The sequence below is a fragment of the Actinosynnema sp. NPDC050436 genome, from assembly GCF_040655415.1.
GTDB lineage: Bacteria > Actinomycetota > Actinomycetes > Mycobacteriales > Pseudonocardiaceae > Actinosynnema.
Map to the genome: position 1 here is coordinate 248,013 of NZ_JBFAJV010000011.1, position 25,104 is coordinate 273,116.

The 25,104-nt window shown below is 73.7% G+C and carries 24 protein-coding genes and 1 riboswitch; of the genes, 9 read left to right on the forward strand and 15 right to left on the reverse strand.

Translation table 11 applies throughout. The features are described from left to right. Nucleotides 1-39: 39 nt before the first annotated feature. The gene (locus AB0I60_RS26100; protein WP_360733763.1) at nt 40-1,011 is read left to right on the forward strand and encodes an NAD(P)/FAD-dependent oxidoreductase; all 972 of its coding nucleotides are present in this window, start codon (nt 40-42) and stop codon (nt 1,009-1,011) included. On the opposite strand, the gene AB0I60_RS26105 is transcribed toward AB0I60_RS26100, so the two are convergent. The 8 genes from AB0I60_RS26105 to AB0I60_RS26140 all read right to left on the reverse strand — a co-directional run bounded on the left by AB0I60_RS26105 (nt 1,012) and on the right by AB0I60_RS26140 (nt 6,699). Next, nucleotides 1,012-1,437 (reverse strand): L,D-transpeptidase, encoded by a 426-nt coding sequence (locus AB0I60_RS26105; protein WP_360733764.1) that lies wholly within the window; start codon nt 1,435-1,437, stop codon nt 1,012-1,014. Between the two features lie 53 nt (nt 1,438-1,490). Next, nucleotides 1,491-2,051 carry a L,D-transpeptidase family protein gene (locus AB0I60_RS26110; RefSeq protein WP_360733766.1) on the reverse strand — a complete coding sequence of 187 codons (561 nt, stop codon included), beginning with the start codon at nt 2,049-2,051 and terminating at the stop codon, nt 1,491-1,493. A gap of 199 nt (nt 2,052-2,250) precedes the next feature. Beyond that, the gene (locus tag AB0I60_RS26115; RefSeq protein ID WP_360733880.1) at nt 2,251-3,018 is read right to left on the reverse strand and encodes a serine protease; all 768 of its coding nucleotides are present in this window, start codon (nt 3,016-3,018) and stop codon (nt 2,251-2,253) included. 119 nt (nt 3,019-3,137) lie between these two features. Beyond that, the gene (gene glpX / locus AB0I60_RS26120; RefSeq protein ID WP_360733768.1) at nt 3,138-4,193 is read right to left on the reverse strand and encodes a class II fructose-bisphosphatase; all 1,056 of its coding nucleotides are present in this window, start codon (nt 4,191-4,193) and stop codon (nt 3,138-3,140) included. 48 nt (nt 4,194-4,241) lie between these two features. Beyond that, nucleotides 4,242-4,451: an exodeoxyribonuclease VII small subunit gene (locus AB0I60_RS26125; protein ID WP_015098253.1), complete on the reverse strand. Its 210-nt coding sequence runs from the start codon at nt 4,449-4,451 to the stop codon at nt 4,242-4,244. Next, nucleotides 4,448-4,855, reverse strand: coding sequence for a sugar ABC transporter substrate-binding protein (locus tag AB0I60_RS26130; protein WP_360733771.1), 408 nt, complete (start codon nt 4,853-4,855; stop codon nt 4,448-4,450). The genes AB0I60_RS26125 and AB0I60_RS26130 overlap by 4 nt, the downstream gene beginning before the upstream one ends. Next, nucleotides 4,836-6,089 (reverse strand): exodeoxyribonuclease VII large subunit, encoded by a 1,254-nt coding sequence (xseA, locus tag AB0I60_RS26135; protein ID WP_360733773.1) that lies wholly within the window; start codon nt 6,087-6,089, stop codon nt 4,836-4,838. Before xseA ends, AB0I60_RS26130 begins: the two co-directional genes overlap by 20 nt. Before the next feature lie 70 nt (nt 6,090-6,159). Beyond that, nucleotides 6,160-6,699, reverse strand: coding sequence for a lipid droplet-associated protein (locus AB0I60_RS26140; protein ID WP_360733776.1), 540 nt, complete (start codon nt 6,697-6,699; stop codon nt 6,160-6,162). A gap of 64 nt (nt 6,700-6,763) precedes the next feature. Here AB0I60_RS26140 and AB0I60_RS26145 point away from each other — a divergent pair, with 64 nt between their 5' ends. Then, nucleotides 6,764-7,708, forward strand: a complete 945-nt coding sequence (locus AB0I60_RS26145; protein ID WP_360733778.1) for a 4-hydroxy-3-methylbut-2-enyl diphosphate reductase — start codon at nt 6,764-6,766, stop codon at nt 7,706-7,708. Between the two features lie 210 nt (nt 7,709-7,918). Here AB0I60_RS26145 and AB0I60_RS26150 read toward each other — a convergent pair whose 3' ends face one another. After that, entirely contained in the window at nt 7,919-8,644 is a 726-nt protein-coding gene (locus AB0I60_RS26150) for a DUF6542 domain-containing protein (protein ID WP_360733781.1), read from the reverse strand. 41 nt (nt 8,645-8,685) lie between these two features. Next, nucleotides 8,686-9,621: a DNA recombination protein RmuC gene (locus AB0I60_RS26155; RefSeq protein ID WP_360733783.1), complete on the reverse strand. Its 936-nt coding sequence runs from the start codon at nt 9,619-9,621 to the stop codon at nt 8,686-8,688. Between the two features lie 98 nt (nt 9,622-9,719). Between AB0I60_RS26155 and AB0I60_RS26160 the strand changes: the two genes are divergently transcribed. Both AB0I60_RS26160 and AB0I60_RS26165 read left to right on the forward strand, forming a co-directional pair. After that, entirely contained in the window at nt 9,720-10,859 is a 1,140-nt protein-coding gene (locus AB0I60_RS26160) for an exonuclease SbcCD subunit D (RefSeq protein ID WP_360733785.1), read from the forward strand. Continuing rightward, nucleotides 10,856-13,750: an SMC family ATPase gene (locus AB0I60_RS26165; RefSeq protein ID WP_360733787.1), complete on the forward strand. Its 2,895-nt coding sequence runs from the start codon at nt 10,856-10,858 to the stop codon at nt 13,748-13,750. Before AB0I60_RS26160 ends, AB0I60_RS26165 begins: the two co-directional genes overlap by 4 nt. A 45-nt stretch (nt 13,751-13,795) precedes the next feature. Here the strand turns inward: AB0I60_RS26165 and AB0I60_RS26170 are convergent, their stop codons facing one another. The 3 genes from AB0I60_RS26170 to AB0I60_RS26180 form a co-directional block, all read right to left on the reverse strand. Then, nucleotides 13,796-15,694, reverse strand: coding sequence for an ABC transporter ATP-binding protein (locus AB0I60_RS26170; RefSeq protein WP_360733789.1), 1,899 nt, complete (start codon nt 15,692-15,694; stop codon nt 13,796-13,798). A gap of 116 nt (nt 15,695-15,810) precedes the next feature. After that, nucleotides 15,811-16,317, reverse strand: a complete 507-nt coding sequence (locus AB0I60_RS26175; RefSeq protein ID WP_360733792.1) for a methylated-DNA--[protein]-cysteine S-methyltransferase — start codon at nt 16,315-16,317, stop codon at nt 15,811-15,813. Further along, nucleotides 16,314-17,597, reverse strand: a complete 1,284-nt coding sequence (locus AB0I60_RS26180) for an AlkA N-terminal domain-containing protein (RefSeq protein WP_360733882.1) — start codon at nt 17,595-17,597, stop codon at nt 16,314-16,316. Before AB0I60_RS26180 ends, AB0I60_RS26175 begins: the two co-directional genes overlap by 4 nt. Before the next feature lie 79 nt (nt 17,598-17,676). Between AB0I60_RS26180 and ychF the strand changes: the two genes are divergently transcribed. After that, nucleotides 17,677-18,756, forward strand: coding sequence for a redox-regulated ATPase YchF (gene ychF, locus AB0I60_RS26185; protein WP_360733794.1), 1,080 nt, complete (start codon nt 17,677-17,679; stop codon nt 18,754-18,756). 315 nt (nt 18,757-19,071) lie between these two features. Further along, the gene (locus AB0I60_RS26190) at nt 19,072-20,292 is read left to right on the forward strand and encodes a mannosyltransferase (RefSeq protein ID WP_360733796.1); all 1,221 of its coding nucleotides are present in this window, start codon (nt 19,072-19,074) and stop codon (nt 20,290-20,292) included. On the opposite strand, the gene AB0I60_RS26195 is transcribed toward AB0I60_RS26190, so the two are convergent. Continuing rightward, nucleotides 20,248-20,541: a 4a-hydroxytetrahydrobiopterin dehydratase gene (locus AB0I60_RS26195; RefSeq protein WP_360733799.1), complete on the reverse strand. Its 294-nt coding sequence runs from the start codon at nt 20,539-20,541 to the stop codon at nt 20,248-20,250. The genes AB0I60_RS26190 and AB0I60_RS26195 overlap by 45 nt on opposite strands. Nucleotides 20,542-20,571: 30 nt before the next feature. Continuing rightward, a riboswitch (TPP riboswitch) is annotated at nt 20,572-20,688 on the forward strand. Here AB0I60_RS26195 and AB0I60_RS26200 point away from each other — a divergent pair. The 3 genes from AB0I60_RS26200 to AB0I60_RS26210 all read left to right on the forward strand — a co-directional run bounded on the left by AB0I60_RS26200 (nt 20,676) and on the right by AB0I60_RS26210 (nt 24,349). Further along, nucleotides 20,676-21,710, forward strand: coding sequence for a thiamine ABC transporter substrate-binding protein (locus AB0I60_RS26200; RefSeq protein WP_360733801.1), 1,035 nt, complete (start codon nt 20,676-20,678; stop codon nt 21,708-21,710). (Overlaps the previous riboswitch by 13 nt.) 83 nt (nt 21,711-21,793) lie before the next feature. Beyond that, on the forward strand, nt 21,794-23,341 hold the full coding sequence (locus AB0I60_RS26205) for an iron ABC transporter permease (protein ID WP_360733885.1): 1,548 nt from the start codon (nt 21,794-21,796) through the stop codon (nt 23,339-23,341). Then, the gene (locus tag AB0I60_RS26210) at nt 23,342-24,349 is read left to right on the forward strand and encodes an ABC transporter ATP-binding protein (protein ID WP_360733803.1); all 1,008 of its coding nucleotides are present in this window, start codon (nt 23,342-23,344) and stop codon (nt 24,347-24,349) included. A 182-nt stretch (nt 24,350-24,531) separates the two neighbouring features. Here the strand turns inward: AB0I60_RS26210 and AB0I60_RS26215 are convergent, their stop codons facing one another. Then, on the reverse strand, nt 24,532-25,065 hold the full coding sequence (locus AB0I60_RS26215) for a GNAT family N-acetyltransferase (RefSeq protein ID WP_360733805.1): 534 nt from the start codon (nt 25,063-25,065) through the stop codon (nt 24,532-24,534). Nucleotides 25,066-25,104 lie beyond the last annotated feature (39 nt).

Here is a 25,104-nt window from a genome sequence, read left to right on the forward strand (position 1 = left end):
AGATGGGCAGAGTGGGCTGCACCACCTATGGTCGAGGTCATGGACCTAGAGGTCGACCTGCTCATCGTCGGAGCCGGACCCACGGGACTGTTCGCGGCTTACTACGCCGGATTCCGAGACCTGTCGGTGGCGTTGGTCGACTCGCTGCCCGAGGCCGGCGGCCAGATCACCGCCATGTACCCGGAGAAGATGATCTTCGACGTGGCCGGGTTCCCCGCCGTGCGCGGGCGGGAGCTGGTCACCGCCCTGGTCCGGCAGGCGGACCAGTGGAACCCCACCTACCTGCTCGGCCGCCAAGCGCGCTCGCTGTCCTCTGTGGACGACCGGCTCGCCGTCGAACTCGCCGACGGCGGTGTGGTGCGGGCCCGCTCGGTGCTCGTCACGGCCGGGATCGGCGAGTTCAAGCCGCGCCCGCTGCCCGCCGGCGACGGCTGGCTGGACCGGGGCGTCGTGCACTTCGTGCCGGCCCTCAACGTCCACACCGGACAGGACGTCGTGGTGGTCGGCGGCGGCGACTCGGCGTTCGACTGGGCGCTGGCGCTGCACCCGATCGCCGCCAGCGTCACGGTCGTGCACCGCCGGGCCACCTTCCGCGCGCACCCGCCGACCGTGCGGCAGGTCCGCGAACTGGGCGTGGAGATCGTCACCGACGCCGAGGTGCTGTCTCTGCGGGGCGACGACCGCGTGGCGGAGGTCGAACTGGGCCTCAAGGGCGGCGACCGCAAGGTGCTGCCCGCGCAGGCCGTGGTGGCCGCGCTCGGGTTCACCGCCGACCTCGGCCCGATCGAGACGTGGGGCGTGGAGTTGGACCACCGCGCGATCGTGGTGGACTCCACGATGAAGACCGCCCGTGACCGCGTCTACGCGGCCGGTGACGTCGCGCAGTACCCCGGGAAGGTGAAGCTCATCGCCACCGGCTTCGGGGAGGCCGCCACGGCGGTCAACAACATCGCCGTGGAACTCGACCCCGACGCCCACCTGTTCCCGGGGCACTCCAGCAACGCGGGCTGACTACGGGACGACCTGCACCTGCTCGCCCACGAACAGGTTGTCGTAGAACGTCACCGACGCGTCGGGCGCCAGGTGCACGCAACCGTGCGACAGGTCGGACAGGCTGCCTTCGTGGAAGGCGATGCCGCTGCTGGTGAAATACACCGCGTTGGGCATCGGTGCGTTGTAGGGCACGCTCCAGTCGTCCTTCACCTTGCGCAGCACGGAGAACGTACCCACGGGTGTCTCGTAACCCGGTCGGCCGTGGGTCACGGGGACCGGTCCGTAGCTCAACGTCCCGTTGTAGATGAGCCACGCTTCGTTGGTGGAAAGCCGCAGGCACGCCCCGTTGTCGATCGAGCAGGGCGTACCCGGTGCCGCGTAGGCGGGTGCCGCGAGGCCGAAGGCCAGGGCCAGCGCGGCGATGGCAGTGCCGAGCTTCCTCATTCGAATCACCCCTCGCACCTTGGCTACCCGGAGGAGGGGCGGTCCAACCTGCCTTAAGCGACCACCTGGACCTGTTCGCCCGACTGGAGGTTCTCGAAGTAGGCGATGGCCGCCTCCATGGACAGGTGGATGCAGCCGTGCGACGGGTCCGTGAGGCTGCCTTCGTGGAACGCGATGCCGTTGTCCGTGAAGTACGTCGAGTACGGCATCGGCGCGTTGTAAGGCCGGCTCCACTCGTCCTTGACCTTGTGCAGCACCGGGAAGTAGCCCGTGGGCGTCTCGTACCCGGGGCGCCCGGACGTGATGGGCACCGGCCCGTACGCCACCTTGCCGCCGCTGATCAGCCACGACTCGGCGGTCGACAGCCGCACGCACGCGCCCTCGGTGATGTCGCACGGCGTGCCCTCGACGGTGACCGGCGGGGGCGGCGGAGCGGGCTGGGGCGCGGGCGTGGACGACGGGGCGTCGTCGGGAGCGGTCGGGGCCGGGGGCTCCTGCGCGGTGGGAACCGCCGGAGAGGTCGACGTCGGCGCAGGGCCCGACGCGGCCGGCTCAGCCGTGCCACAAGCCGTGACGCTCAGGAAAGCGATTGCCACCAACACTGTCTTCCGCATGTCGCGCACCCCCGGGGTTGTTGCCGCTCTGCCCTGGAGACGCCACCGGCGGAAGGTTGGTTGCCGTGCTCCGGTAACGAATCGGCCGCCGCACGGGCACGGCTCCGCACGGCGAGAGGGCCGCCCCGCGTCAGCGGGACGGCCCTCTCGTCAGGACACCGGTCTGGCTAGCTCACCGGGATCGTGCGGCCCGGGTGGGTCACACGGAGCCCGCGTACTGGCTGATCCACGAGCGGAACGCCGGGACGTCCATGTAGATCGACGGGCCGGTGGCGCAGGTGGAGCTGCTGTTGCCCGCGCGGCTGGTGGCGCCGATCAGCTGCCACGCACCGCCGACCTGCTTGATCTGCGGGCCACCGGAGTCGCCGTAGCAGGCGCCCGCGCGGCCACCGGGGTTGTTGGTGCAGATCTCGTAGGCACCGCTGATGCCCTGGCAGCTGCCGTCCGCCACGATCGACGTGTTCAGCTCCTGGAGCGTCACCGGGGCACCGCCGCACCCGCGCGGCGCGCAGGTCTGGCCCCAGCCGATGATGCGGGTGGCGGTGCCGGTCGCACCGGAGGCCGACGCCACCGCGATCGGGGCCTGGGTCACGTTGGTGGCCAGGCGCAGCAGCGCGATGTCGTAGCTCGGGTGCGTCACGATCTGCGCGCCGGAGGCGGTCGAACCACCGCTGGAGCGGTTGGTCGAGCCGACCCGGACGCGGACCGAGGAGGCCGAACGGCCCTGCACGCAGTGCTTGGCCGTGACGACCCAGTTCGCCTTGATCAGCGAGCCGCCGCAGAAGTGGCTGCCCGAGGTGCTCTGGAGCGAGACCATGAACGAGTAGACCTGGGTCGCGTTGCCGCCGCCGACGATGTACGGGGTCACGCCGCCGTCCGTCGTCGGGGCCGCCGCCGCGCTACCGACGGTGGCGAGCGCGGCGCCGGCCGCGACCGCGAAGGCGGTGAGCAGGGTACGAACCTTCATCATTTCCTCTCCGTGCCCGGAGCAGGGAGGCCAGGGCACGAATCGGAAACTAGGGACGTATGGCGCTCTGTGACTACAGCCGTTCGGCCGGTAACGCCCCCTTGACTGTTAACAGATGGTTACGGGAGTGGGGGCAGCACGGGCTCGTCGGTGGGGTGCGGGTCGAAGTCGACCGAGGAGTACTCGCGGAGTTTGGTCAGCCGGTGGAACCCGTCGATCATGCGGACCGTGCCGGACTTGGACCGCATCACGATCGACTGGGTGGTGCAGCCGCCCGCGCGGTAGTGCACCCCGCGCACCAGGTCACCGTCGGTGACACCGGTCGCGCAGAAGAACACGTTGTCTCCCCTGACCAGGTCATTCGTGAGCAGCACCCGCTCCAGATCGTGACCGGCGTCGATCGCCTTCTGGCGCTCGTCGTCGTCCTTCGGCCACAGCCGGCCCTGGATCGCGCCGCCCATGCACTTCAGCGCTGCCGCCGCGATGATCCCCTCGGGCGTCCCGCCGATTCCGACGAGCAGGTCGATGCCGGTGTTCGGGCGGGCCGCCGAGATCGCGCCGGCCACGTCGCCGTCGGAGATGAAGTGGATACGAGCGCCCGATTTCCGGACATCCGCCACGATGGACTCGTGCCGGGGCCGGTCGAGGATGCACACCGTCACGTCGGACACGTCGCTGTGCTTCGCCTTGGCCACCCGGCGGATGTTCTCGCCGATCGGCACCGTGATGTCGATGACGTCCGCCGCCTCCGGCCCCACGGCCAGCTTCTCCATGTAGAAGACCGCCGACGGGTCGAACATCGCGCCGCGCTCGGCGACCGCGAGCACCGCCAGCGCGTTGGGCATCCCCTTGGCCATCAACGTCGTGCCGTCGATCGGGTCCACCGCGACGTCGCAGTCGGGACCGTCGCCGTTGCCGACCTCCTCGCCGTTGAACAGCATGGGGGCCTCGTCCTTCTCCCCCTCGCCGATCACGACGACGCCGCGCATCGACACCGTGCCGATCAGCTTGCGCATCGCGTCGACGGCCGCGCCGTCGCCGCCGTTCTTGTCGCCGCGCCCCACCCAGCGCCCGGCAGCCATCGCCGCCGCCTCGGTGACCCGGACGAGTTCGAGCGCGAGGTTCCGGTCCGGTGCTTCACGACGACGTTCGGACGGGCTGCTGCTGGACACCATGGAACTCCTCCTGCGAATACCGGCCGGTAGACCAATCCTCGCACGGTGTCAGGCGTCGGCCACGTCCTCCTCGGTCACAGCGAGTGCTTGATCGATCCGCTCCCGGGCGCCCGCGAGCTGCCGCTCGCAGGTCTTCGCCAGCGCCTCGCCGCGTTCCCACAGCGCCAGCGACTCCTCCAGCGACAGGCCGCCCGCCTCCAGCCTGCGGACCACCTCCACCAGCTCGTCCCTGGCCTCCTCGTAGCCCGGCTCGCTCACCTGGACAGCTTCCCCAATCGGTTCTGGACGTGCACCACCACGGACGCCACGGCCTGGTCGTAGCCGACGAACGCCTCCGCGAACTCGGCACCGTCACCCTCTCGCACCGCGTCGTCGATGCGGTGCTCGGCCTCCGCGACCCGCCGGCGGTGCACCGAGCCGGCCGCGTGCCACCAGCGCGCCCCGGCGTAGGAGGAGGTCGCCTCGGACAGGTCGCGCAGCCGGCCGACCAGCACCTGCCCGCCGGACGTGCAGCCCGCCACCAAAGACAGCCAGCAGTCCGCTGCGGCGCGGTCCGCCGCCTCCGCGCGGTCACGCACCGTGCGCGCGCCGTCGTCGTCCGCGTTGCCGGCGGCGGCGGTCGTCAAGGGCAGGAACGTCGGTTCACGCGCCGGATTCGGCACCACCGCCCCCTTCCTCGACTTCCCGGACGACCGCGTGCACCGCGCCGTCCGCGACCCGCACCCGCAGGTGCGCGCCGGGCGGCGCGTCGGAGGCCGACCGGAGCACCCCGTCCACCCCGTCGGGGGTCACGAGCTGCACCACGGCGTACCCACGGGCCAGCGTGGCGGCCGGTCCGAGGGTCGTCAAGCGCGCAGTGGTCGAGACCAAACCGGAGCGCTCTGAATCGAGTCGGTTCCGGACGGCCCGCCGGCCCCGCTCGCGCCACTGGTCCACGTCCTGCCGGCGCCGCTCCAGGGGGCCGTGCGGGTCGGAAAGCGCAGGTCGGGTGCGCAGCGCGGTGAGCAGCTCGCGCTCCCGGTCCACCCAGCCGTGCAGCGCGCGCCGGCTGCGGTCGCGCAGCTGCCGGACTTTCTGCGCCTCCTCGGCGACGTCGGGCACCACGCGCTTGCCCGCGTCGGTCGGCGTCGAGCAGCGCACGTCCGCCACGTGGTCCACCAGCGGGCTGTCCGGCTCGTGGCCGATCGCCGACAGCACGGGCGTGCGCGCCTGCGCCACCGCCCGGCACAGCGCCTCGTCGGAGAACGGCAGCAGGTCCTCCACGCTGCCGCCGCCGCGCGCCAGGACGATCACGTCCACCTCGGGGTCGCGGTCCAGCGTGGACAGCGCGGTGAGGATCTGCGGCACCGCCATCGGGCCCTGCACGGCGACGTTGACCACCCGGAAGCGCGCGCCCGGCCAGCGGTTGCGGGCGTTGGTCAGCACGTCCCGCTCGGCCGCCGACGCGCGCCCGGTCACCAGGCCGACCTTGTTCGGCAGGAACGGCGGCCGGCGCTTGCGGCGCGGGTCGAACAGGCCCTCGGCGGCGAGCAGCTTCTTCAGCCGCTCGACGCGGGCCAGCAGTTCGCCGACGCCGACCGCGCGGATCTCGTCCACGCGCAGGCTCAGCGTGCCCCGGTTGGGGAAGAAGTTGGGCTTGCCGTGCACCACGACCCGGCTGCCCTCGGTGAGCTGGAGGTCGCGGACCAGGCCGACCGGCGCGGTCAGCGTCATGGACATGTCCACCGACGGGTCGCGCAGGGTGAGGAACGCGGTGGCCGTGCCGGGTCGCGCGCTGAGCTGCGTGACCTGGCCCTCGACCCAGACGTCGCCGAGCCGGTTGATCCAGTCGAAGATCTTGCGGGCGACCGTGCGGACCGGCCAGGGGTTCTCGGGGCTGGACTTCTCGTCGGTCACAGGGTGTCGGTGCTCACTTCCGGGTCTTCTTCGGTCGCTCGTCCGGGTTCATCTCCGCTCGGTGCCGGTCTCACCGCTCGGCGTCGGGCGAGCCCCCGGCGGGCTGCTCGGCGTCGAGGTTCGCGATCCGCCGGGACAACATGCCGGTGAACTCCGGCCGCGCCCCGTGCGCGCGCTCGTGCCGCAGCAACTGCTCCAGGTCCTGTGCGGACAGCGTGCGCAGGCGGGCGCGCAACTGCGGCAGGGTCAGCTCGTCGTAGTTCGGCAGCACGGCCGGCGGCGCGGTCTGCTCGTCGGTGGCGAGCGCGCGCTCCTCGGCCTCCCACGGGTCCGCAGTCGCCTCACCAGGCGTTTCGCCGGCGGGCTCCTCGTCCTCGTCGAAGGTCGCCCACTCCGGCTCCTCCTCGGCGGGCCGCAGCCCGGACAGCGCGTCGTCACCCTTGATTGCGAGTTCCGTCACCTGTTGCTGGATGCGCATCGACAGTTGCAGCGCCTCGCTGACCACGGTGACCGGCAGTCCCGCGAGCTGCTGCGGGAGCTTCCGGGCCTGCTCGACGGCGGTGACCGCCAGTCCCGCGGCGAGGCGGACGGGCAGCGGAAGTGGCTTCATGGCCTCTAGCCTGCCGCAGTCGGGCTGCGGATGCCTACCTCCGGCCCGCCCGTACCCTGGTGACATGGACAAGCGAGTGCTCCTGGCCAAGCCGCGCGGTTACTGCGCCGGTGTGGACCGCGCGGTCGTCACCGTAGAGAAGGCGCTGGAGCAGTACGGCGCCCCGGTGTACGTGCGCAAGGAGATCGTCCACAACAAGCACGTCGTGGAGACCCTGTCCGAGCGCGGCGCGATCTTCGTGAACGAGACCGACGAGGTGCCCGAGGGCGCGCTCGTCGTCTTCTCGGCGCACGGCGTGTCGCCCATGGTGCACCAGGAAGCGGCCACGCGTCGGCTGCGCACGATCGACGCGACCTGCCCGCTGGTGACCAAGGTCCACAACGAGGCCAAGCGCTTCGCGCGCGAGGACTACGACATCCTGCTGATCGGCCACGAGGGGCACGAGGAGGTCGAGGGCACCGCCGGCGAGGCCCCCGAGCACATCCAGCTCGTGGACACCGCCGAGGACGTGGACAAGGTCGTCGTGCGCGATCCGTCCAAGGTGGTCTGGCTGTCGCAGACGACGCTGTCGGTGGACGAGACGATGATCCGGGTGCGACAGCTCCAGGAGCGGTTCCCGGATCTGCAGGAGCCGCCGTCGGACGACATCTGCTACGCCACGTCGAACCGGCAGACGGCCGTGAAGACCATGGCCCCGCAGTGCGACCTGGTGCTGGTGGTCGGCTCGAAGAACTCGTCCAACTCGGTGCGGCTGGTCGAGGTCGCGCTGCAGGCGGGCGCGCGGGCGTCGTACCTGATCGACTACGCGAAGGAGGTCGACCTCGCGTGGTTGGAGGGCGTGACGACGGTCGGCGTGACCTCGGGCGCGTCGGTGCCGGACATCCTGGTGATGGAGCTGCTGGAGTTCCTGGCCGGGCACGGCTACGGCGACGTCGAGGAGATCACCACCGCCAACGAGAAGATCGCCTTCGCCCTGCCGCGCGAGCTGCGCAAGGACATGGTCCGCTGACGGGCTGAGCCCGCGCGACCGAATCGGACACAAGAGGCCCCCGCCGCGCCCGGAGCGCTGCGGGGGCCTTCTGCATGACGGGTGGTGCGGCTTTCGCCCGTGCGTTACGGGTGTCCTGGTCGGCCTGTACCGGTCTCACGCCCATGTGTCATGGGTGGAGGGGCCGGCATCAACGAACCGCCGCGGGGGACTTTTCGGCTCCCGGGGAAGTCAGTCGTCGTCGCGCGGACGCGGGCGGCGCTGTGCCGGGCGGCCCTCGCCGGACTCGCGGGGGCGGCGCGGGCGATCGCCGCCCTGCGGTCGCGGGCGCTTCGGGCGGTCCTCGCCGGCGGCGGCCGGCTTGCGGCGCGGGCGGGACTCGTCGTCGCGCGCGGCGGGCTCGCGGGTGCGCTTGGGACGGTCCTCGCCGGCCGGGGCGGACCTGCGCCCGGCCTCGCGCGCCTCGGTCTTCGCCTCGCGGATCTCGTCCTTGGTCGGCCGGTTCGGGTCCTTCTGGGTGGTCACCCGGAAGATGCCGAGGGCCACCGTGCACGCCGTGGTGATCGCCATCGCCGGGAAGCCGTCGATCAGCGGCTTGCCCAGGTTCAGGCCGATCGCCGCCAGGCCGCCGTCCGGGAACCCCTGGGTGAGGACCACCAGCAGCGGCACCACGATGGCCAGGACCAGCGGCGGCTGCACGACCGGGCCGAACATCGACCGGCGCTCGACGAACACCACCGCGCCCACCGCACCCACGAAGAAGGTGATGGCGAACACCCAGCCGACCGTCTTCGCCGACGAGCTGACGTCGACGTACGTGCCCACGACGGCCAGCACGAACGTCCCGAGCACCGCCGCCCACCAGGGCAGGCCGCGGAAGGTGCCGAAGAGGGCGCGGTCGTTCCAGCGGACGGGGTCGAGTTCCTCGTCCTCCGGCTCGCGCGTTGCAGCGGTCACGCCCACTCCTCGTTCAGCTTCGACTCCGGCCACACACTCTATTACGCCTCGCGGGCGTCCAAGGGTGCACTGACGCCCTCGTCCGTCCTCCGGACCACCCCGATGGGCGTCGGGCTCGACGACGCCGCCGTCAACGGCTCCACGGCCGCGCGGAACCCCTCCAAGGCGTCCAGCTCGCGCCTGCGCGCCGACAGGAACCGCTGGAGGTGCGTGCTCGACAGGTTCACCGCGTCGATGGCGCTGTCCGCCGCCCGGTGCGCCCGGGACGCCTGGGCGCGCACCTGCTCGACGTCGTCGGCCAGCGCGCGGTCGGTCACCGCGAACATCGCGGCCGACGCGATCACCGCGAACCCGGTCGGCCCGCACAGGAACACCCGCCGGTCCAGCAGCCAGCGCAGCAGCTCCGGGTCGGTGTCCAGGGCGGCGACCACCGCGCCGTCGTTGGGCACGAACATGATCGTCCCGTAGATGGCGTCCGCCCAGCGCTGGTAGCCCTTGCCCGCCAGCTCGGCGGCCCGCGACCGGATGTTGCGCACGTGCACGCGCAGCGCGTCGGCCCGCTCGGCGGGGTCGTCGGTCTCCACCGCCTCCGCCCAGGTCGCCATGCTCATCTTGGCGTCCACCGGCACCTGCCGGCCGCCGCCGACGTCGAGCACCAGGTCCGGCCGCACCGAACCGCCGCCGGCCACGTCGACCTGGAGCCGGAAGTGCACGCCCTCCCGCAGCCCCAGCGCCCGCGCGGTCTCCACCAGCACCTGCTCGCCCAGCTCGCCGCGCCCGCTGACCGATGAGAACGCCACCTCGTAGCGCTGGAGCGCCACCCGCGTCGCGTCACCGCGCTCGCGCTCCCGCTGCACGGCCGCGAGCGCGGCGTCCGCGCGCCGCACCCCGTCCTGGTAGAGCCGCCACAGGAACACCAGCGCACCGGCGAGCAGGAGCGCCACGACCACCGCCGCCGTGCTGAGGACCTCCGTCATGGCCCGATCATCGCGCACGTCGACCCGATCACACGTTCGAGCGACACGCCGGGTCGGATGGCGGGTTCTGCCGCCGCCCGCTCCTAGGTTGGGCGGTCATGAGGTTGCTGCACACGTCCGACTGGCACGTGGGACGCACGTTCCACGGCCGTGACCTGCTCGTGGAGCAGGAGGCGGTGCTGGGCGGGCTGGCCGACCTCGTGTCCGACGAGCGGGTCGACGTGGTCGTGGTGTCCGGCGACCTGTTCGACCGGGCGGTGCCCAACCCAGAGGCGGTCGCGGTGTGCGCGCGGGTGCTGGAGCGCGTCCGGGCGGCCGGCGCGCGGGTGGTGATCACGCCCGGCAACCACGACTCGGCGGCCCGCCTCGGCCTGTTCGGCGGGTTCGCGGCGGCCGGCGGGCTGCACCTGAGGACCAAGGTCGCGGAGCTGGACCAGCCGGTGCTGCTGGCGGACGAGCACGGCCCGGTCGCGGTGTACGGCATCCCGTTCCTGGAACCGGACACGGCCCGGCACGTGCTGGGCGTGCCGACGCGCGGGCACGCGGCCGTGCTGACCGAGGCGATGCGCCGGGTGCGGGCCGACCTGGCGGCGCGCGGCGGCCGGTCCGTGGTGCTCGCGCACGCGTTCGTGACCGGCGGCGAGCCGTGCGAGTCGGAGCGCACCATCGCGGTCGGCGGCGTGCAGGACGTGCCCGGCGCGCTGTTCGACGGCATCGACTACGTGGCCCTGGGCCACCTGCACGGCCAGCAGGTCCTGGCCGACCACCTGCGGTACTCGGGCAGCCCGGTGGCGTACTCGTTCTCCGAGGCGCGGCACGTGAAGTCGGTGTGGCTGGCCGAATTGGGCCCGGCCGGGCTGGCCGGGGTGGAGCGGCGGCTGCTGCCGGTGCCGCGCGAGCTGTCCACCGCGTCCGGCGCGCTGGACGAGCTGCTGCACGACCCGGCGCACGCGCTCGTGGAGCAGCACTTCCTGTCCGTGGTGCTGACCGACCGGGTCCGGCCGCTGGACGCCCTGCGGCGCCTCCAGGTCCGGTTCCCGCACGCGGTGCACGTCGAGTGGCGCCCCGAGGGCGGGCGCGACACCGGGCTGAGGTTCGCCGAGCGGGTCCGGGGGCGCGACGACGAGGAGATCGCCTGCTGCTTCCTGGAGGACGTGCGCGGCGAAGCACCCACCGGCCGTGAGCTGGAGCTGGTGCGGGAAGCGCTCGCCGCCGCCGCGCGCGAGGGGGATTCGTGAAGCTGCACCGGCTGACGGTGAGCGCGTTCGGCCCGTACCCCGGTCGTGAGGAGGTCGACTTCGACCTGCTCGGCGCGGACGGGTTGTTCCTGCTGCACGGCGACACCGGGGCGGGCAAGACGACGCTGCTCGACGCGGTGGCGTTCGCGCTGTTCGGCAAGGTCCCGGGCGCGCGTGGCCAGGTGAAGCGGCTGCGCTGCGACTACGCGGACCGGGACGCGCCGACGGAGGTGTCGCTGGAGCTGACCGTGCGCGGGCGGCGGTTCCTGGTGGTGCGCAGCCCCGAGTACGACCGGCCCAAGAAGCGCGGCGACGGCGTGACCCGCCAGCAGGCGAAGGTGTCGCTGACCTGGCTGGAGGGGTGGCGGGGCGAGGGGCACAGCCGCATCGACGACGTGGCCCGCGAGGTCGAGTCGCTGCTCGGGATGACCGCCGAGCAGTTCTTCCAGGTGGTCCTGCTGCCGCAGGGCGAGTTCGCCAACTTCCTGCGCGCGGAGACCGCCGAGCGGGAGAAGCTGCTGGAGAGGCTGTTCGGCACCGAGCGGTTCCTCGACGTGGAGAAGTGGTTCCGGGAGCGGCGGCTGGCCGCGCGGCGCGAGCTGGACGAACTCGGGCGGGCCAACCGCGACCTGGTGCAGCGGGTGGCCGAGGTCGCGGGCGAGGAGCCGCCGGAGGACGGCGGCGACGGCGAGTGGCTCAGCTCGCTGCGCAAGCGGCTGGCCGAGGCGAGCCGGGAGGCCGAGGCGCAGGCGGTGGTCGCGGCCGGGTCGCGGGCGCGCGCCGAGACGGCGTGGCGGCAGGCCCGCGAGCTGGCCGACCGGGTGCGCCGGGTGCGCGGCGCACGGGCCGACCTGGCGCGGTGCGCCGAGGCGGAGCCGCGCCGGGCGGCCTGGGTGCGCGAGCGGGACGCGGCCCGGCGGGCGTCCGCCGTGGTGCCCGCCGAGGAGGGCGTGCGCCGGCTGGACCGGGCGCTGGAGCAGGCCCTGGGCCGGGAGCGCGCGGTGGCGGACGCCGTCGAGGCGCTCGGCCACCGGGTGGCCGGGGTGCCCGCCGCCGACCTGCGCGCGGACGGCGAGCGCTGCCGCGAGGAGGCGGGCGGGCTGACCGCGCTGGCCGACGAGGCGCTCCGGCAGCGCCAGGACCGGCGTCGGCTGGCCGACCTGGCGCAGCGCGAGCAGGACGCCGCCGGCCGGCTGGCCGCCGTGGTCACCGCCTTGGCCGAGGTGCCCGACCGCGTGGTCGCGGCGCGCGCCGCCGCCGAGGAGGCCGCGCTGGCCGCCGCCCGGCTGGAGCCGGTCGCCGAGAAGGCCGCCGCTGCGCGTGCGCTGCCCGCCGCTCGGAACGCCGCCGACCGCGCCGACGACGCCCGCCGCAGTGCGATCGACGCCCAGCAGAAGGCCAAGGACGTTCTGTTGCAGGTGCGGCAGCGTCGGCTGGACGGCATGGCCGTGGAACTGGCCGCCGAACTGCGCGCCGGTCACGCGTGCGCGGTGTGCGGCTCGACCGAGCACCCCCGGCCCGCCGCGCCGGTGCTCGACGCGGTGACCGCCGCCGACGAGGAGCGCGCCACCGCCGCCGAGCAGGGCGCGCAGGACCGCCGCGCCGCCGCCGAGCAGGCGTTCCAGGACGCCGCGAGCCGGCTCGCCACCCTGCGCGAACTCGTCGGCGAACACAACCCGGAGGCCCTGCTCGCCGAGCACGACGAGCTGAAGGGCCTGGCCGCGCAACGGGTTCACCGCGCCGAGGCGCTGGCCGAGCTGGAACGCCGCGCCGAGGCCGCCGCCCGCACCCGGGCCGCCCTCGAACGCGAGACCGCCGAACTGGCCGCCGCCCACCGCGAGCTGGTCGGGACCGTCCGCGAGCGGGCCGCCCGCTTGGAGCAGGCGCGCGGCGACTTCCCCGACGTGCCCGCGCGCCGCGCGCACCTGCTCGACCTCGCCGAGGCGCTGACCGACCTCGTGGACCGCCGCGCGGCCGTCACCGAGCACGAGGAACGGCTCGCCGAGCAGCGCGTGGAGGTCTCCCGGCTCGCCGCCGGGGCGGGGTTCGCCGACGTGGCGGAAGCCCTGGCCGCCGCCCGCCCGGAAGCCGCCGTCGCCGACCTGGAAGCGCGCATCCGCCGCGTCGAGGACGCGCGGGTGGCGGCGGAGGCCGTGCTGGCGGAGCTGCCCGACGTCGACCCGGACACCGCGATCGACCTGCACGCCGCCGAGGCCCGCCACCGCGCCGCCGGCGAGCAGGCGGAGCAGGCCGCCGCCGCGCGCGTCGCGGCGACCCGCCGCAGCGCCCGCGCGGGCGAGCTGGCCGAGCGGCTGACCGCCGCGTGGACCCGGCTGGAACCGGTGGCGTCGGCGTACGCCGAGCTGGCCGCGCTGACCGACGTGATCAACGGCCAGGGGCAGAACGTCGACCGGATGACGCTGCGCACCTACGTCCTGGCCGCCCGGCTGGAGGAGGTCGCCGCCGCCGCGAGCGTCCGGCTGGAGCGCATGAGCCAGGGCCGCTACCGGTTCGTGCACTCGGTCGAGGCCGGGCCGCGCGGCACCCGGGGCGGCCTCGGCCTGGACGTGCTGGACGACTACTCGGGCCGGCAGCGCCCCGCCAAGACGCTGTCCGGCGGCGAGTCGTTCCTGGCGTCGCTGGCCCTGGCGCTCGGCCTGTCCGACGTGGTGTCCGCCGGGGCGGTGCTGGACACCCTGTTCATCGACGAGGGTTTCGGCACGCTCGACGCGGGCGCGCTGGAACTCGTCATGTCCACGCTGGACGACCTGCGCGAGGGAGGCCGCGTTGTCGGCCTGGTGTCGCACGTGGAGGAGCTGCGCCAACGCATCCCCACCCGGCTCCGGGTGCGCAAGGCGCGCGGCGGCTCGTCGCTGGAAGTCCTGGCCTGACCCCGGCCCGTGCGGTGCCGCCCGACCGGCCACGCCGGGGTCCGGTCAGTCGGGGACGGGGTTGGCCAGCAGGTTGCCGCGATAGGCCGACGCCTGAAGCTCGAACAGCTCGAAGTAGTGGCCGCGCAACGACATCAGCTCGTCGTGCGTGCCCTGCTCCACGATCCGGCCCCGGTCGAGCAGCACGATCCGGTCGGCGTTGCGGATGTTCGCCAGCCGGTGCGTGACCAGGATCGTGGTGCGGCGCGCGGTGGCCTGCCGCAGCCCCTCGAACACCCGCGCCTCGGCCTTGGCGTCCAGTGCCGCCGTCGGCTCGTCGGCGATCAGGACCGCCGCGTCCCGGTACATGCCGCGCGCGATGCCCATCCGCTGCCACTGGCCCCCGGACAGGTCCTGGCCGTCGTTGAACCGGCGCGACAGCACGGTGTCCGCGCCGGCGGGCAGCGACTCCAGCACCTCGTCCGCGCCGGACTTGGTCACCGCGTCCTGCCACGCCTGCTCGTCGTCGCGCTCCAGCCGGCCCACGGTGACGTTGCGGCGCGCGGTCATCGGCCACTGCGCCGGGTCCTGCGCGATGACCGCGATCGCCGAGTGCACGGCCGTCTTGTCCGCCTCCGCGAGGTCCACGCCGTCCCAGCGCACGGTGCCCGCGCCGACCGGGTACAGCCCGGTGAGCACCTTGCCCAGGGTGGTCTTGCCGGAGCCGTTCTCGCCGACCAGCGCGATCACCTCGCCGCGCCGGACGCTCAGGGTGATCCCGTCCAGCGCCGGCGTCTCCTTGCCGGGGTAGGTGAAGGTCACGTCGGTGAGCGTGATCAGCTCCGGGTCCTCGGGCGGCAGCACGGACGACGAGCCCTGCGCCCGCTGCGCGCCCTCGTCCAGCAGCTTGCGGTAGAAGTCGATGTAGAACGAGTCCTCGTACAGCGAGTTCACCGCGCCGGTGGTGGCCGACAGCGACGAGAACCCGGTGCGCATGGCGAGCAGCGCCGTACCCGCGAGCGCCAGCTCCATGCCCCCGGTGTGCAGCAGGAGCACCAGCACCCCGTACGCCACCCCGGTGCCCAGCCCGGCCAGCGCGCGGCCGGTCAACCGGACCAGGTTCGTCCGGTGCGCCATCCGGACCTCGTCGTCCACCAGCGAGTCCGCGATCCGGCGGTGCTCGGCCAGCAACCGCTCCTGCAACGTCAGCGCGTGCCGCTCCAGCGCGAACTCGCGGTGCGTGGCGACCTCCTCCACGACGCTCTTGCGGAGGTTGCGGGTCACCGAGTCGATGAAGTGGTCGTAGCGCAGCTTCGACATCCGCGCCGCCGCCCAGGCGTTCGCCGACGCGGCGAGCAGCAGCGCGGGCGCGAGCCACGGGTTGAGCACGCCGACCGTGACGACCGCCGCCACCATCGTGATGGCGGAGGACATCAGCGCCGCCAGGTAGCGCAGGCTGCTCTCCAGGCCGCGCACGCCCTGCCGCCCGCCCTGCCTCGCCAGCTCGCGGAAGTCCGCGTCCTCGAACGCCAGCAGCTCGGCCCGCACCAGGACGGCGGTCACCTCGTCGTTGGCGGCCCGGGTGACCCTCGGCCGCAGCGAGCTCTCGACGGCCGTCACGGCGGCGTCGAGCAGCGCCCGCGCCGCGTAGGAGCCGACCACGACCGCCAACGCGGGCAGCGACGCCGCCACCCGGTCCGGCGTCGGCCCGTCGCGCAGCAGCGCGGAGAACACGTCGGCGGTGGCCAGCAGCCCGAACGCGGTGACGCAGCCGGACAGCACGTGCACCGCCCCCGCCAGCAGCGTCAGCCGGGGCGAGGTCCGCCACGCCAGCCGCAGCACCACCCGGGCGGCGGCAGGCAGGCTGCGCAACGCCGTGCCCAGGCTCACCGACGCGGCCCGCTGCCCCCTCCTGGCCCACTTGGGCGTGGCGATGCCCTCCACGCCGATCAGCACCGAACTCATGCTGCCCAGGGAACCCGCAAACCCGGCGCGCGCCAACCGGTTACCGCGTCACCGCAGGTGGGCGGGGACGGCGAGCCGCGCTGTCGTACCCCTGTGGCAGGCTGCGGGAGCGCCCGCTAGGCCGCCCGCCGCTCGTGGTCGAGCAGCCAGCGCTTCACGTCCACGCCCCAGCGGAAGTCGCCGATCGCGCCGCCGGTCCGGATCACCCGGTGGCACGGCACGAACAGGGTGGCCGCGTTGCGGGCGCAGGCCGTGGCCGCCGCGCGGACCGCCGAGGGCCTGCCCGCCAGCAGCGCGTAGTCGGCGTAGCTGACCGGCTTGCCCGCCGGCACGCCGCGCAGCGCCTCCCACGCCCGCTGCACGAACTCGCCCGAGCGCTGGCGCACCGGCACGTCGGCGATCGCGTCGAGCGCGCCCGCGTGGTAGTCGCGGACCGCCCTGGTGACCTGGCCGAGGTCGCGCCGCTCGGCGAGCTGCGCGGGCCGCAGGGAGGGCGAGACCTGCGGCAGCAGGTCGTCCGGGGTCGCGGTCCAGCCGCTGGCCAGGACGGCCCCGTCGGCCGCCACCACGGCCGTGAACGGGCCGATCGGGGTCTGGACGGTGGACGTGTGGGCGGTGCTCAAGCTGTCCTCCTCAAGTGCATGGCGGCGTACGAGCGCCACGGGCGCCACGCCGCCTGGTCGTCGTCGTGGGTGTGGCTCTTCAGGGGCACGTCGGGTGCGCCGAGCACGCGCATCACGACGTACCGGGCGACGTCCGGCCCGACGCCGGGGAACGCGGCCAGCTCGGCGTGCAGCTCGTCGGCGTCCCGGCCGACGTCCACCACCAGCCGCCCGTCCGCCAGCGCCGCCGCCACCGGCGAGTCGACCGCCGAAGGCTCCGGGTACAGGTGGGTGACCTCGCCGTCCGGCACGTCCAGCGGCTCGCCGGGGTCCCGGTGGCCCAGCGCCCGCAGCAGGGTCTCCGCGCCGTCCACGCTGCCCGGCACCCGCACGCCCGGCCGGGACAGCACCAGCGGGCGCAGCACCGGGTCGCCGCCGAGGAACTCGTCCACCGCCTGCGGGTCGGCGTCGAGGTCCAGCAGCCGGCGCACCCGGCTCACCGCGCTGCCCAGGTCGCGCAGGTCGGTCAGCCGCAGCGAGCACGAGACGTACCCGTCTGCGGGCTCCAGGACCACCGTCGCCAGGCCGTGCGGCAGGCGCAGCGACCGGGCGTAGGTGGTGTCCGTCACGTGCTCCACGCCGGGGATCGCGGCGGACCGGAAGAAGCCCAGCAGCCCCGCCGCGTCGAACGGCGGCCGGTACGGCAGGCGCAGCGTGATCCGGCCCGCCGCGCCCACCACCGAGCGCGCCGAGCGCAGCGCGGACGGCGTGGACGCGAACACCGCGCGGATCGTGTCGTTGAACTGGCGGACGCTGGCGAACCCGGCGGCGAACGCGATGTCGGTGAACGACAGGTCCGTCGTCTCGATCAGCAGCCGCGCCGAGTGCGCCCGGTGCGCGCGGGCCAGCGCGAGCGGCCCCGCGCCCACCTCGGCGGTCAGCACCCTGGTCAGGTGCCGCTCGGAGTAGCCCAGCCGGCGGGCCAGGCCCGGCACGCCGTCGCGCTCCACCACGCCGTCGGAGATCAGCCGCATGGCGCGGGCGGCCAGGTCGGCGCGCAGGTCCCACTCCGGCGAGCCGGGCACGGCGTCGGGCAGGCAGCGCCGGCACGCCCGGTAGCCGGCCGACTGCGCGGCGGCGGCGGTCGGGTAGAACTCGGCGTTGCGCTGCTTGGGGGTGACCGCCGGGCAGGACGGTCGGCAGTAGATCCGGGTGGTCCGCACGGCGAGGATGAAGCACCCGTCGAAGCGGGCGTCCCTGGCGGCGACGGCCCGGTAGGCGCGTTCGGCGTCGACCAGCATGGCGTTCACTCTGCCACCGCCGGCACCAGCGGTCTCGCGGGAATCGGACACCGCGTCCGGGCGCGTAGACTCACCCCCCGTGAGTTTGACCCTCGGTATCGTCGGCCTGCCCAACGTCGGCAAGTCCACCCTGTTCAACGCCCTCACGCGCAACGACGTGCTGGCCGCGAACTACCCGTTTGCGACCATCGAGCCGAACGTGGGCGTGGTGCCGCTGCCCGACGCCCGCCTGGCGAAGCTGGCGGAGATCTTCGGCAGCGAGCGCGAGGTGCCCGCCGTGGTGTCGTTCGTCGACATCGCGGGCATCGTGAAGGGCGCGTCCGAAGGCGCGGGCCTGGGCAACAAGTTCCTCGCCAACATCCGGGAGGCCAACGCCATCTGCCAGGTCATCCGGGTGTTCGACGACTCGGACGTGGTGCACGTGGACGGCCGCGTCGACCCGGTGGCCGACATCGAGACGATCAACACCGAGTTGATCCTCGCCGACCTCCAGACGCTGGAGAAGGCCGTGCCCCGGCTGGAGAAGGAGGCGCGGACCCAGAAGGACCGCCGCCCGGCCCTGGACGCCGCCGTCCAAGCCCGCGCGATCCTCGACTCCGGCCGCACCCTGTTCCACGCCCGGTCCGAAGTGGACGGCGAGCTGCTGCGCGAGCTGAGCCTGCTGACCACCAAGCCGTTCCTCTACGTCTTCAACGCGGACGAGGGCGTGCTGACCGACGAGGCGAAGCTCAAGGAGCTGCGCGAGCTGGTCGCCCCGGCCGACGCGGTGTTCCTCGACGCCAAGGTCGAGGCGGAGCTGCTGGAGCTGGACGAGGAGTCCGCGCGCGAGCTGCTGGAGTCGATCGGCCAGCACGAGCCGGGCCTGCACGCCCTGGCCCGCGCCGGTTTCCACACCCTCGGCCTCCAGACCTACCTCACGGCCGGCCCCAAGGAGTCCCGCGCCTGGACCATCCCGAAGGGCGCGACCGCGCCCCAAGCGGCCGGCGTGATCCACACGGACTTCGAGCGCGGCTTCATCAAGGCCGAGGTCGTGTCGTTCGCGGACCTGGTGGAGGCGGGCTCGATGACCGCCGCGAAGGCCGCCGGCAAGGTCCGCATGGAGGGCAAGGACTACGTGATGGCGGACGGCGACGTGGTGGAGTTCCGCTTCAACGTCTGACCCGTCGCACGGGGTCGCCGGCCGATGTCGGCGGCCCCGCGGCTCAAGACCCCTGGCAGCGAACGGGCCCCCCGACGCCGTGCGCCGGGAGGCCCTGGTGGTGCCACGTCAGTTGGTCACGACGTCAGCTCACGTGGTTGCGGCTGTGCCGGGCGAGCGCGAACACGCCCCCGGCGGTGGCCAGCATCCCGAGTGCTGCGACGGTGAACACGACGATGTCGGCGGTCATGCGAATCCCCTTGCGTTGATCTCCCACTCGTCTTGACGTCCGGGTACCCCGTTTCGTGGCCCGGCAGTCGTGCAATTCACACGATCGTGGAGGTACTGGCTGTGCACCTGCGGGCTGTGGAAGCTCGGGTCCTCGCCGTCGCGCCGTGGCTGTTCGGGCTCTCGCTGGCCGGCCACCTGGTGATGGTGGCGTTCCAGACCCAGATGACCATGATCGACCTGATGGTCTACCGGAACGGTTCGCCGGAGCTGTTCACCGGCGAGCTGTACCAGTGGCGGCTCAGCGAGTTCTCCGACAAGTTCGCGCTGCCGTTCACCTACCCGCCGTTCGCGGCGTTCGCGTTCCTGCCGCTGTCGTGGGTCTCGTGGGAGGTCTCGCGCTGGTTCTGGCAGCTCCTGTGCCTGTTCTGCCTGTGGTTCCTGGTCCGCAAGTCGCTGCACCTGGTCGGCAGCACCGACCCGCGTCGCGCGATGCTGTGGACGGCGCTGTTCGTCTGGGTCGAGCCGGTGCGCACCACGCTCAACTACGGCCAGGTCAACCTGGTCCTGGCCGCGCTGCTGGTCGGCACGGTCGTCAGCGCGAAGCCGTGGGTGGGCGGTGCCGGCGTCGGCCTCGCGGCCGGGATCAAGCTCACCCCCGCGATCACCGGGCTCTACTTCCTGGTCACCCGCAACTTCAAGGCCGCCGCGTGGTCCGTCGCCGCGTTCGGCGGCACGGTCGGGATCGGCTACCTGCTCTCCGCCCGCCAGTCGAACCAGTTCTGGTTCGAGCTGCTCGGCGACGCCACCCGGGTCGGCCCGGTCGGCTCGGCGATCAACCAGTCGCTGCGCGGCGCGCTGTCCCGCACCGTCGGCTACGACGTGCAGACCGGTCCGGTCTTCCTGGTCGGCGCGGCGGTGGCGGTGGCGCTCGCGGCGTGGGCGCTGCACCGCGCGGTCAAGGCCGACGACACGCTGGCGATGATCGTCGCGGTGCAGTTCCTCGGCCTGCTCGTGTCGCCGATCTCGTGGAGCCACCACTGGGTGTGGGCGATCCCGGCCCTGCTCTGGCTCGTCTACGGCAAGGCCCGGGGTCGCCTGGTCACCGCCACCGCGTGGGCGTGGCTGCTCGCCATCGGCAGCTACCTGATCTCGATCCTGCTGATCCTCCAGGAGTCGATCTGGATCATCCCGCGCCCGTGGTACCTGTCCCTGCTCGGCTGGGTCTACCCGGCGGTCGGCCTGCTCACGCTGGTCGCGATCGCCGTGTCGCTGCGGCGGACCTCACCCGAGCGCGTCGAGGACGCCGTCGATCTCGCCCGCCAGTGACACGTCCAGCGCGGTGATCCCGCCGGTGGAGTGCGTGCTGCACCGGAAGGTCAGCGTGCGGTAGCGGATGTCGATGTCCGGGTGGTGGTCGTCGTTCTCGGCGATCTCCGCCACCCGGTTCACCACCTGGATCGCCCGCGCGAAGCTCTCCAGCTCCGCCGTGCGCACGAGCGCGGCGTCCCGGGCCGTCCAGTCGGGCAGCGAGGACAGGGCGGCGGTCACCTGGTCGTCGGTCAGCAGCTCGGCCATGCCCCGATCGTCCCACCGCGTCGCGTAGGGTGCGAGCACCACGGGAGTCCGGTGTTGCGCCGGGCTGAGAGGAGGGCTCGCAAGCCCTCGACCGTCCGCACCTGATCCGGGTCATGCCGGTGTAGGGAGAGATGATGCTTCGACGTGTGCTGACCGCCGCCACCGCCGGGGTCGTGCTGACCGCGTGCTCCGTCACCGCCGGGGACCCGCCGCCGCCCGGCGAGCGGGTCGTGACGCTGGTCACCCACGACTCGTTCGGCGTCTCGCCGGAGGTCCTGGACGCCTTCAAGGCCGAGACCGGGATCACGGTCAAGCCGCTGGCCTCCGGTGACGCCGGCGAGCTGACCAACAAGCTCGTGCTGACCAAGGGCAACCCGATCGGCGACGTGGCGTTCGGCGTCGACTCGACGTTCGCGTCGCGGGCGCTGAAGGAAGGCGTGTTCGCCGAGCACGCCTCGCCCGAGGCGGGCAAGGGCGCGCAGCGCTACCAGCTCGACCCGCCGAACCGGCTGCACGCGGTGGACGTCGGCGACGTGTGCGTCAACATCGACGTGGCCGCGTTCAAGGACCTGGGCGAACCGAAGACCTACGCCGACCTGGCCGACCCGAAGTACCAGGACAAGCTGGTCGTCGAGGACCCCGCCACCTCCTCGCCGGGCCTGGCGTTCCTGCTCGGCACGGTCGCCGAGTTCGGCGAGTCCGGCTGGCCGGAGTACTGGTCGAAGCTCAAGGCCAACGGCGTCAAGGTGGTCAGCGGCTGGGAGGAGGCGTACACCCAGGACTTCTCCGGCTCCAGCGGCAAGGGCCCGCGCCCGGCCGTCGTGTCCTACGCGTCCTCGCCGTCGGCCGAGGTCGGCGACGACGGCACGCCGCGCACCAAGGCGCTGCTCGACACGTGCTACCGGCAGGTCGAGTACGCGGGCGTGCTGAACGGCGCGAAGAACGCCGACGACGCGCGCAAGGTCGTGGACTTCCTGCTGTCGGAGAAGTTCCAGGCGGACGTGCCCGGCAAGATGTACGTCTACCCGTCGCGCGAGGGCGTGGCGCTGCCCGAGGCGTGGACCAAGGCAGCCCCGCTGCCGCAGGAGGCGCGCACCCTGCCCGCGAACCAGGTGGACGCCAACCGCGAGCAGTGGGTCCAGCAGTGGCGCACCCTGGTCCAGGGCTGACCGCTGCCCGCCCGACCCCGCCGGTCGGCCGGCGGACCGGCCGCCCGGCACCCGGCGCGCGGCTGGGCTGGGCGCTCGCGGGCCTGCTGCCGCTGGCGTTCCTCGGCGTGTTCTTCGCCTGGCCGGTGGCCGCGATCATCGGCCTGGGCCTCGGCGACGGCGGGGTGTGGCCCGCGCTGGTCGACCCGCGCACGTCGGGGCTGATCGGGTTCACGCTGGGCCAGGCGGCGGCGGCCACGGCGCTGGCCCTGCTCACCGGGCTGCCCGTGGCGTTCCTGCTGGCCAGGTGCCGGGTGCGCGGCTCCGGTGTGGTGCGGGCGGCGGTGATGGTGCCGTTCGTGCTGCCGACCGTGGTCGTCGGGCTGGCGTTCCGGGCGCTGTGGCCGGACGGCGGGGTGCTGCCGATCGTGCTGGCGAACGCGTTCTTCAACGTCGCCGTGGTCGCGCGCACCGTCGGCGGGCTGTGGGCCCGGGTCGACCGCCGGGCCGAGGACGCGGCGCGGGCGCTGGGCGCGTCCCGGCTGCGCGCGTTCACCTCGGTGGTGCTGCCCGCTCTGGCCCCCGCGATCGGGTCGGCGGCGGCGGTGGTGTTCCTGTTCTGCGCCACCAGCTTCGGCGTGGTGCTGGTGCTCGGCGGCGCGCGGTACCGCACCCTGGAGACCGAGATCTACCTGCGCACGGTCGAGCTGTTCGACCTGTCCGGCGCGGCGGCGCTGTCGCTGGTGCAGATCGCGGCGGTGCTGGCGGTGCTGCTGCTGGGCGGCGCGGCCCGCCGACGGCGCGAGCGGGCGCAGGCGCTGCGGGTGGAGAGCACCCGGCGACCGGCCGGCGGCGAGTGGGGCGTGGTCGCGGCGGCGTGGCTCGTCGTGGGCGCCCTGCTGCTCCCGGTGGTGGGCCTGGTGGTCCGCTCGCTGTCCGCCGGCGACGGGTGGAGCCTGGCCGGGTACCGGGCGCTGGCCGGCACGGGGGAGCGCGGGACGCTCGCCGTGTCCGGGTGGCAGGCGGCGGTCAACTCGGTGCGGGTGGCGACGGACGCGACCCTGGTGGCGCTGGCAGTCGGCGTGCTGTCGGCGGTGGTGCTGGTCGGGCTGCGCCGGCACGGCTCGTGGTTCGCCGAGGCCCTGGACACGGCGCTGATGCTGCCGCTGGGCGTGTCGGCGGTGACGGTCGGCTTCGGCTACCTGATCACCATGGACGCGCTGCCGGGCGACTTCCGGACCTCGCCGCTGCTGGTCCCGCTGGCCCAGGCGCTGGTGGTGACGCCGCTGGTCGTGCGGATCGTGCTGCCGGTGCTGCGGGCCGTGGACGAGCGGCTGCGGCAGGCGGCGGCGTCGCTGGGCGCGAGCCCGTGGCGGGTGTGGCGCGAGGTCGACCTGCCGCTGGCGGCGCGGTCGCTGGTCGCGGCGGCCGGGTTCGGTTTCGTGGTGGCGCTCGGCGAGTTCGGCGCGACCAGCTTCCTGGCCAGGCCGGACGCCCCGACGCTGCCGGTGGTGATCGCCCGGCTGATGGCGCGGCCGGGCGAGCTGAACAGCCAGATGGCGTACGCGGCGTGCGCGTTGTTGATGGTGGTGACCACGGCGGCGGTGCTGCTGATCGAGCGGCTGCGGGTGCCGGCCGGCGGGGAGTTCTAGGTGTCGTTGCGGCTGAACGGGATCAGCGTCCGGTACGGGGACGTGCCGGCGGTGTCGGAGGTCGACCTCGCGGTCGGCGGGGGCGAGGTCGTGGCGCTGCTCGGGCCGTCCGGGTGCGGGAAGTCCACCTTGCTGCGCACCGTCGCAGGCTTGGAGGCGCCGTCCGCCGGGGCGGTGACCTGGGACGGCGCGGACTTGGCCGGGACGCCCGTGCACCGGCGCGGGTTCGGCCTGGTGTTCCAGGACGGGCAGCTGTTCCCGCACCGGGACGTCGCCGGCAACGTGGCGTTCGGGCTGCGGATGCGGCGGGTCGAGCGGGAGGAGCGCGACAAGCGGGTCGCGGAGCTGCTGGAACTCGTCGGCCTGGCCGGCTACCAGCGGCGGCGGGTGACCGAGCTGTCCGGCGGCGAGCAGCAGCGGGTGGCGCTGGCCCGCGCGCTCGCGCCCCGGCCCCGGCTGCTGCTGCTGGACGAGCCGCTGTCGGCGCTGGACCGGGCGCTGCGGGAGGCGCTGGCGGTGGACCTGGCGCGGCTGCTGCGGGAGGCGGGCGCGACGGCGCTGGTGGTCACGCACGACCACGACGAGGCGTTCACGCTGGCCGACCGGGTGGCGGTGATGAGGGCGGGCCGCATCCACCAGGTGGGGCCGCCCGCCGAGGTGTGGCAGTCGCCGGCGGACGTCGAGGTGGCGAGGTTCCTCGGCTGCGGCCGGGTGCTGGCGGCGCGCGAGGCGGAACGCCTGGTCGGCGTGGCGGCCCGGGTGGGCCTGCGCGCGACGGCCCTGCGCACCGACCCGGACGGCCCGCTGGAGGCGGAGGTCCTGGAACGCGCCCACCGCCGCGACCACGTCCGCCTGCTGGTCCGCCTGACCGATGAGCGGCCGGGCGGTGAGCAGCCCGTCGCCGGGGAGTTCGAGGCGGTGGCGGCGATCGCGGACCCGCCGGAGGTCGGCGACGCGGTGCGGCTGGCGGTCGACCTGGACGGCGTAGCCGTGATCGGCCGCCGCTGATGAACCGCCCCAGATGGACCGCCCCAGATGGACCGCCCCTGATCGACTGCCGCTGATCGACTGCCGCTGATCGACTGCCGCTGATCGACTGCCGCTGATCGAGCGGCGCTGATCGGGCGGGTGGCGTCGTCGGGGGCGTTGTCGATGAGGTCGTCCATGGCGTTGGCGGCGCGAGGGCGCGGCTACCCGGTCCGGGTGGCGGCCCACTCGGCGTGGGTGAGGCCGTACTCGACCTCGCCCTGCTCCGACCCGGGGATCGGTTCCGGCCAGTGCTGGAAGAACGTGCGGCGGAAGTGCAGGCCGGCCCGCTCCAGCACGCGGCGGGAGGGGTGGTTCACCGCCATCGTGGTGGCGAACACGCGGAGCACGCCCAGCTCGCGGAAGCCGTTGTCCACCAGCGCCCGGGACACCTCCGTCGCGTAGCCGGCGCCCCAGTGCCGGCGGTGCAGGCGGTAGCCGAGTTCGCGCACGCCCGGTGCCGTCTCGCGGAACTCGAACGCGCCCACCAGCTCACCGCCGGCCCCGTCCACCGCCGCCCACCAGCCAGTCCGGGCGAGGTAGCGCGGCAGCAGGTCGGACTCGACGGTCGCGCGGTCCAGGGTGCGGCCGGCGTCGAGGTAGCGCATGACGGCCGGGTCGGCGTGCAGGTCGACCAGGGCGTCCACATCGGACGGTGCGAAGTCGCGCAGCGCCAACCGCTCGGTCTCCAGGAACACGACGCACACCATGCCTCACGGGAGCCGGCGCTGTCGGCG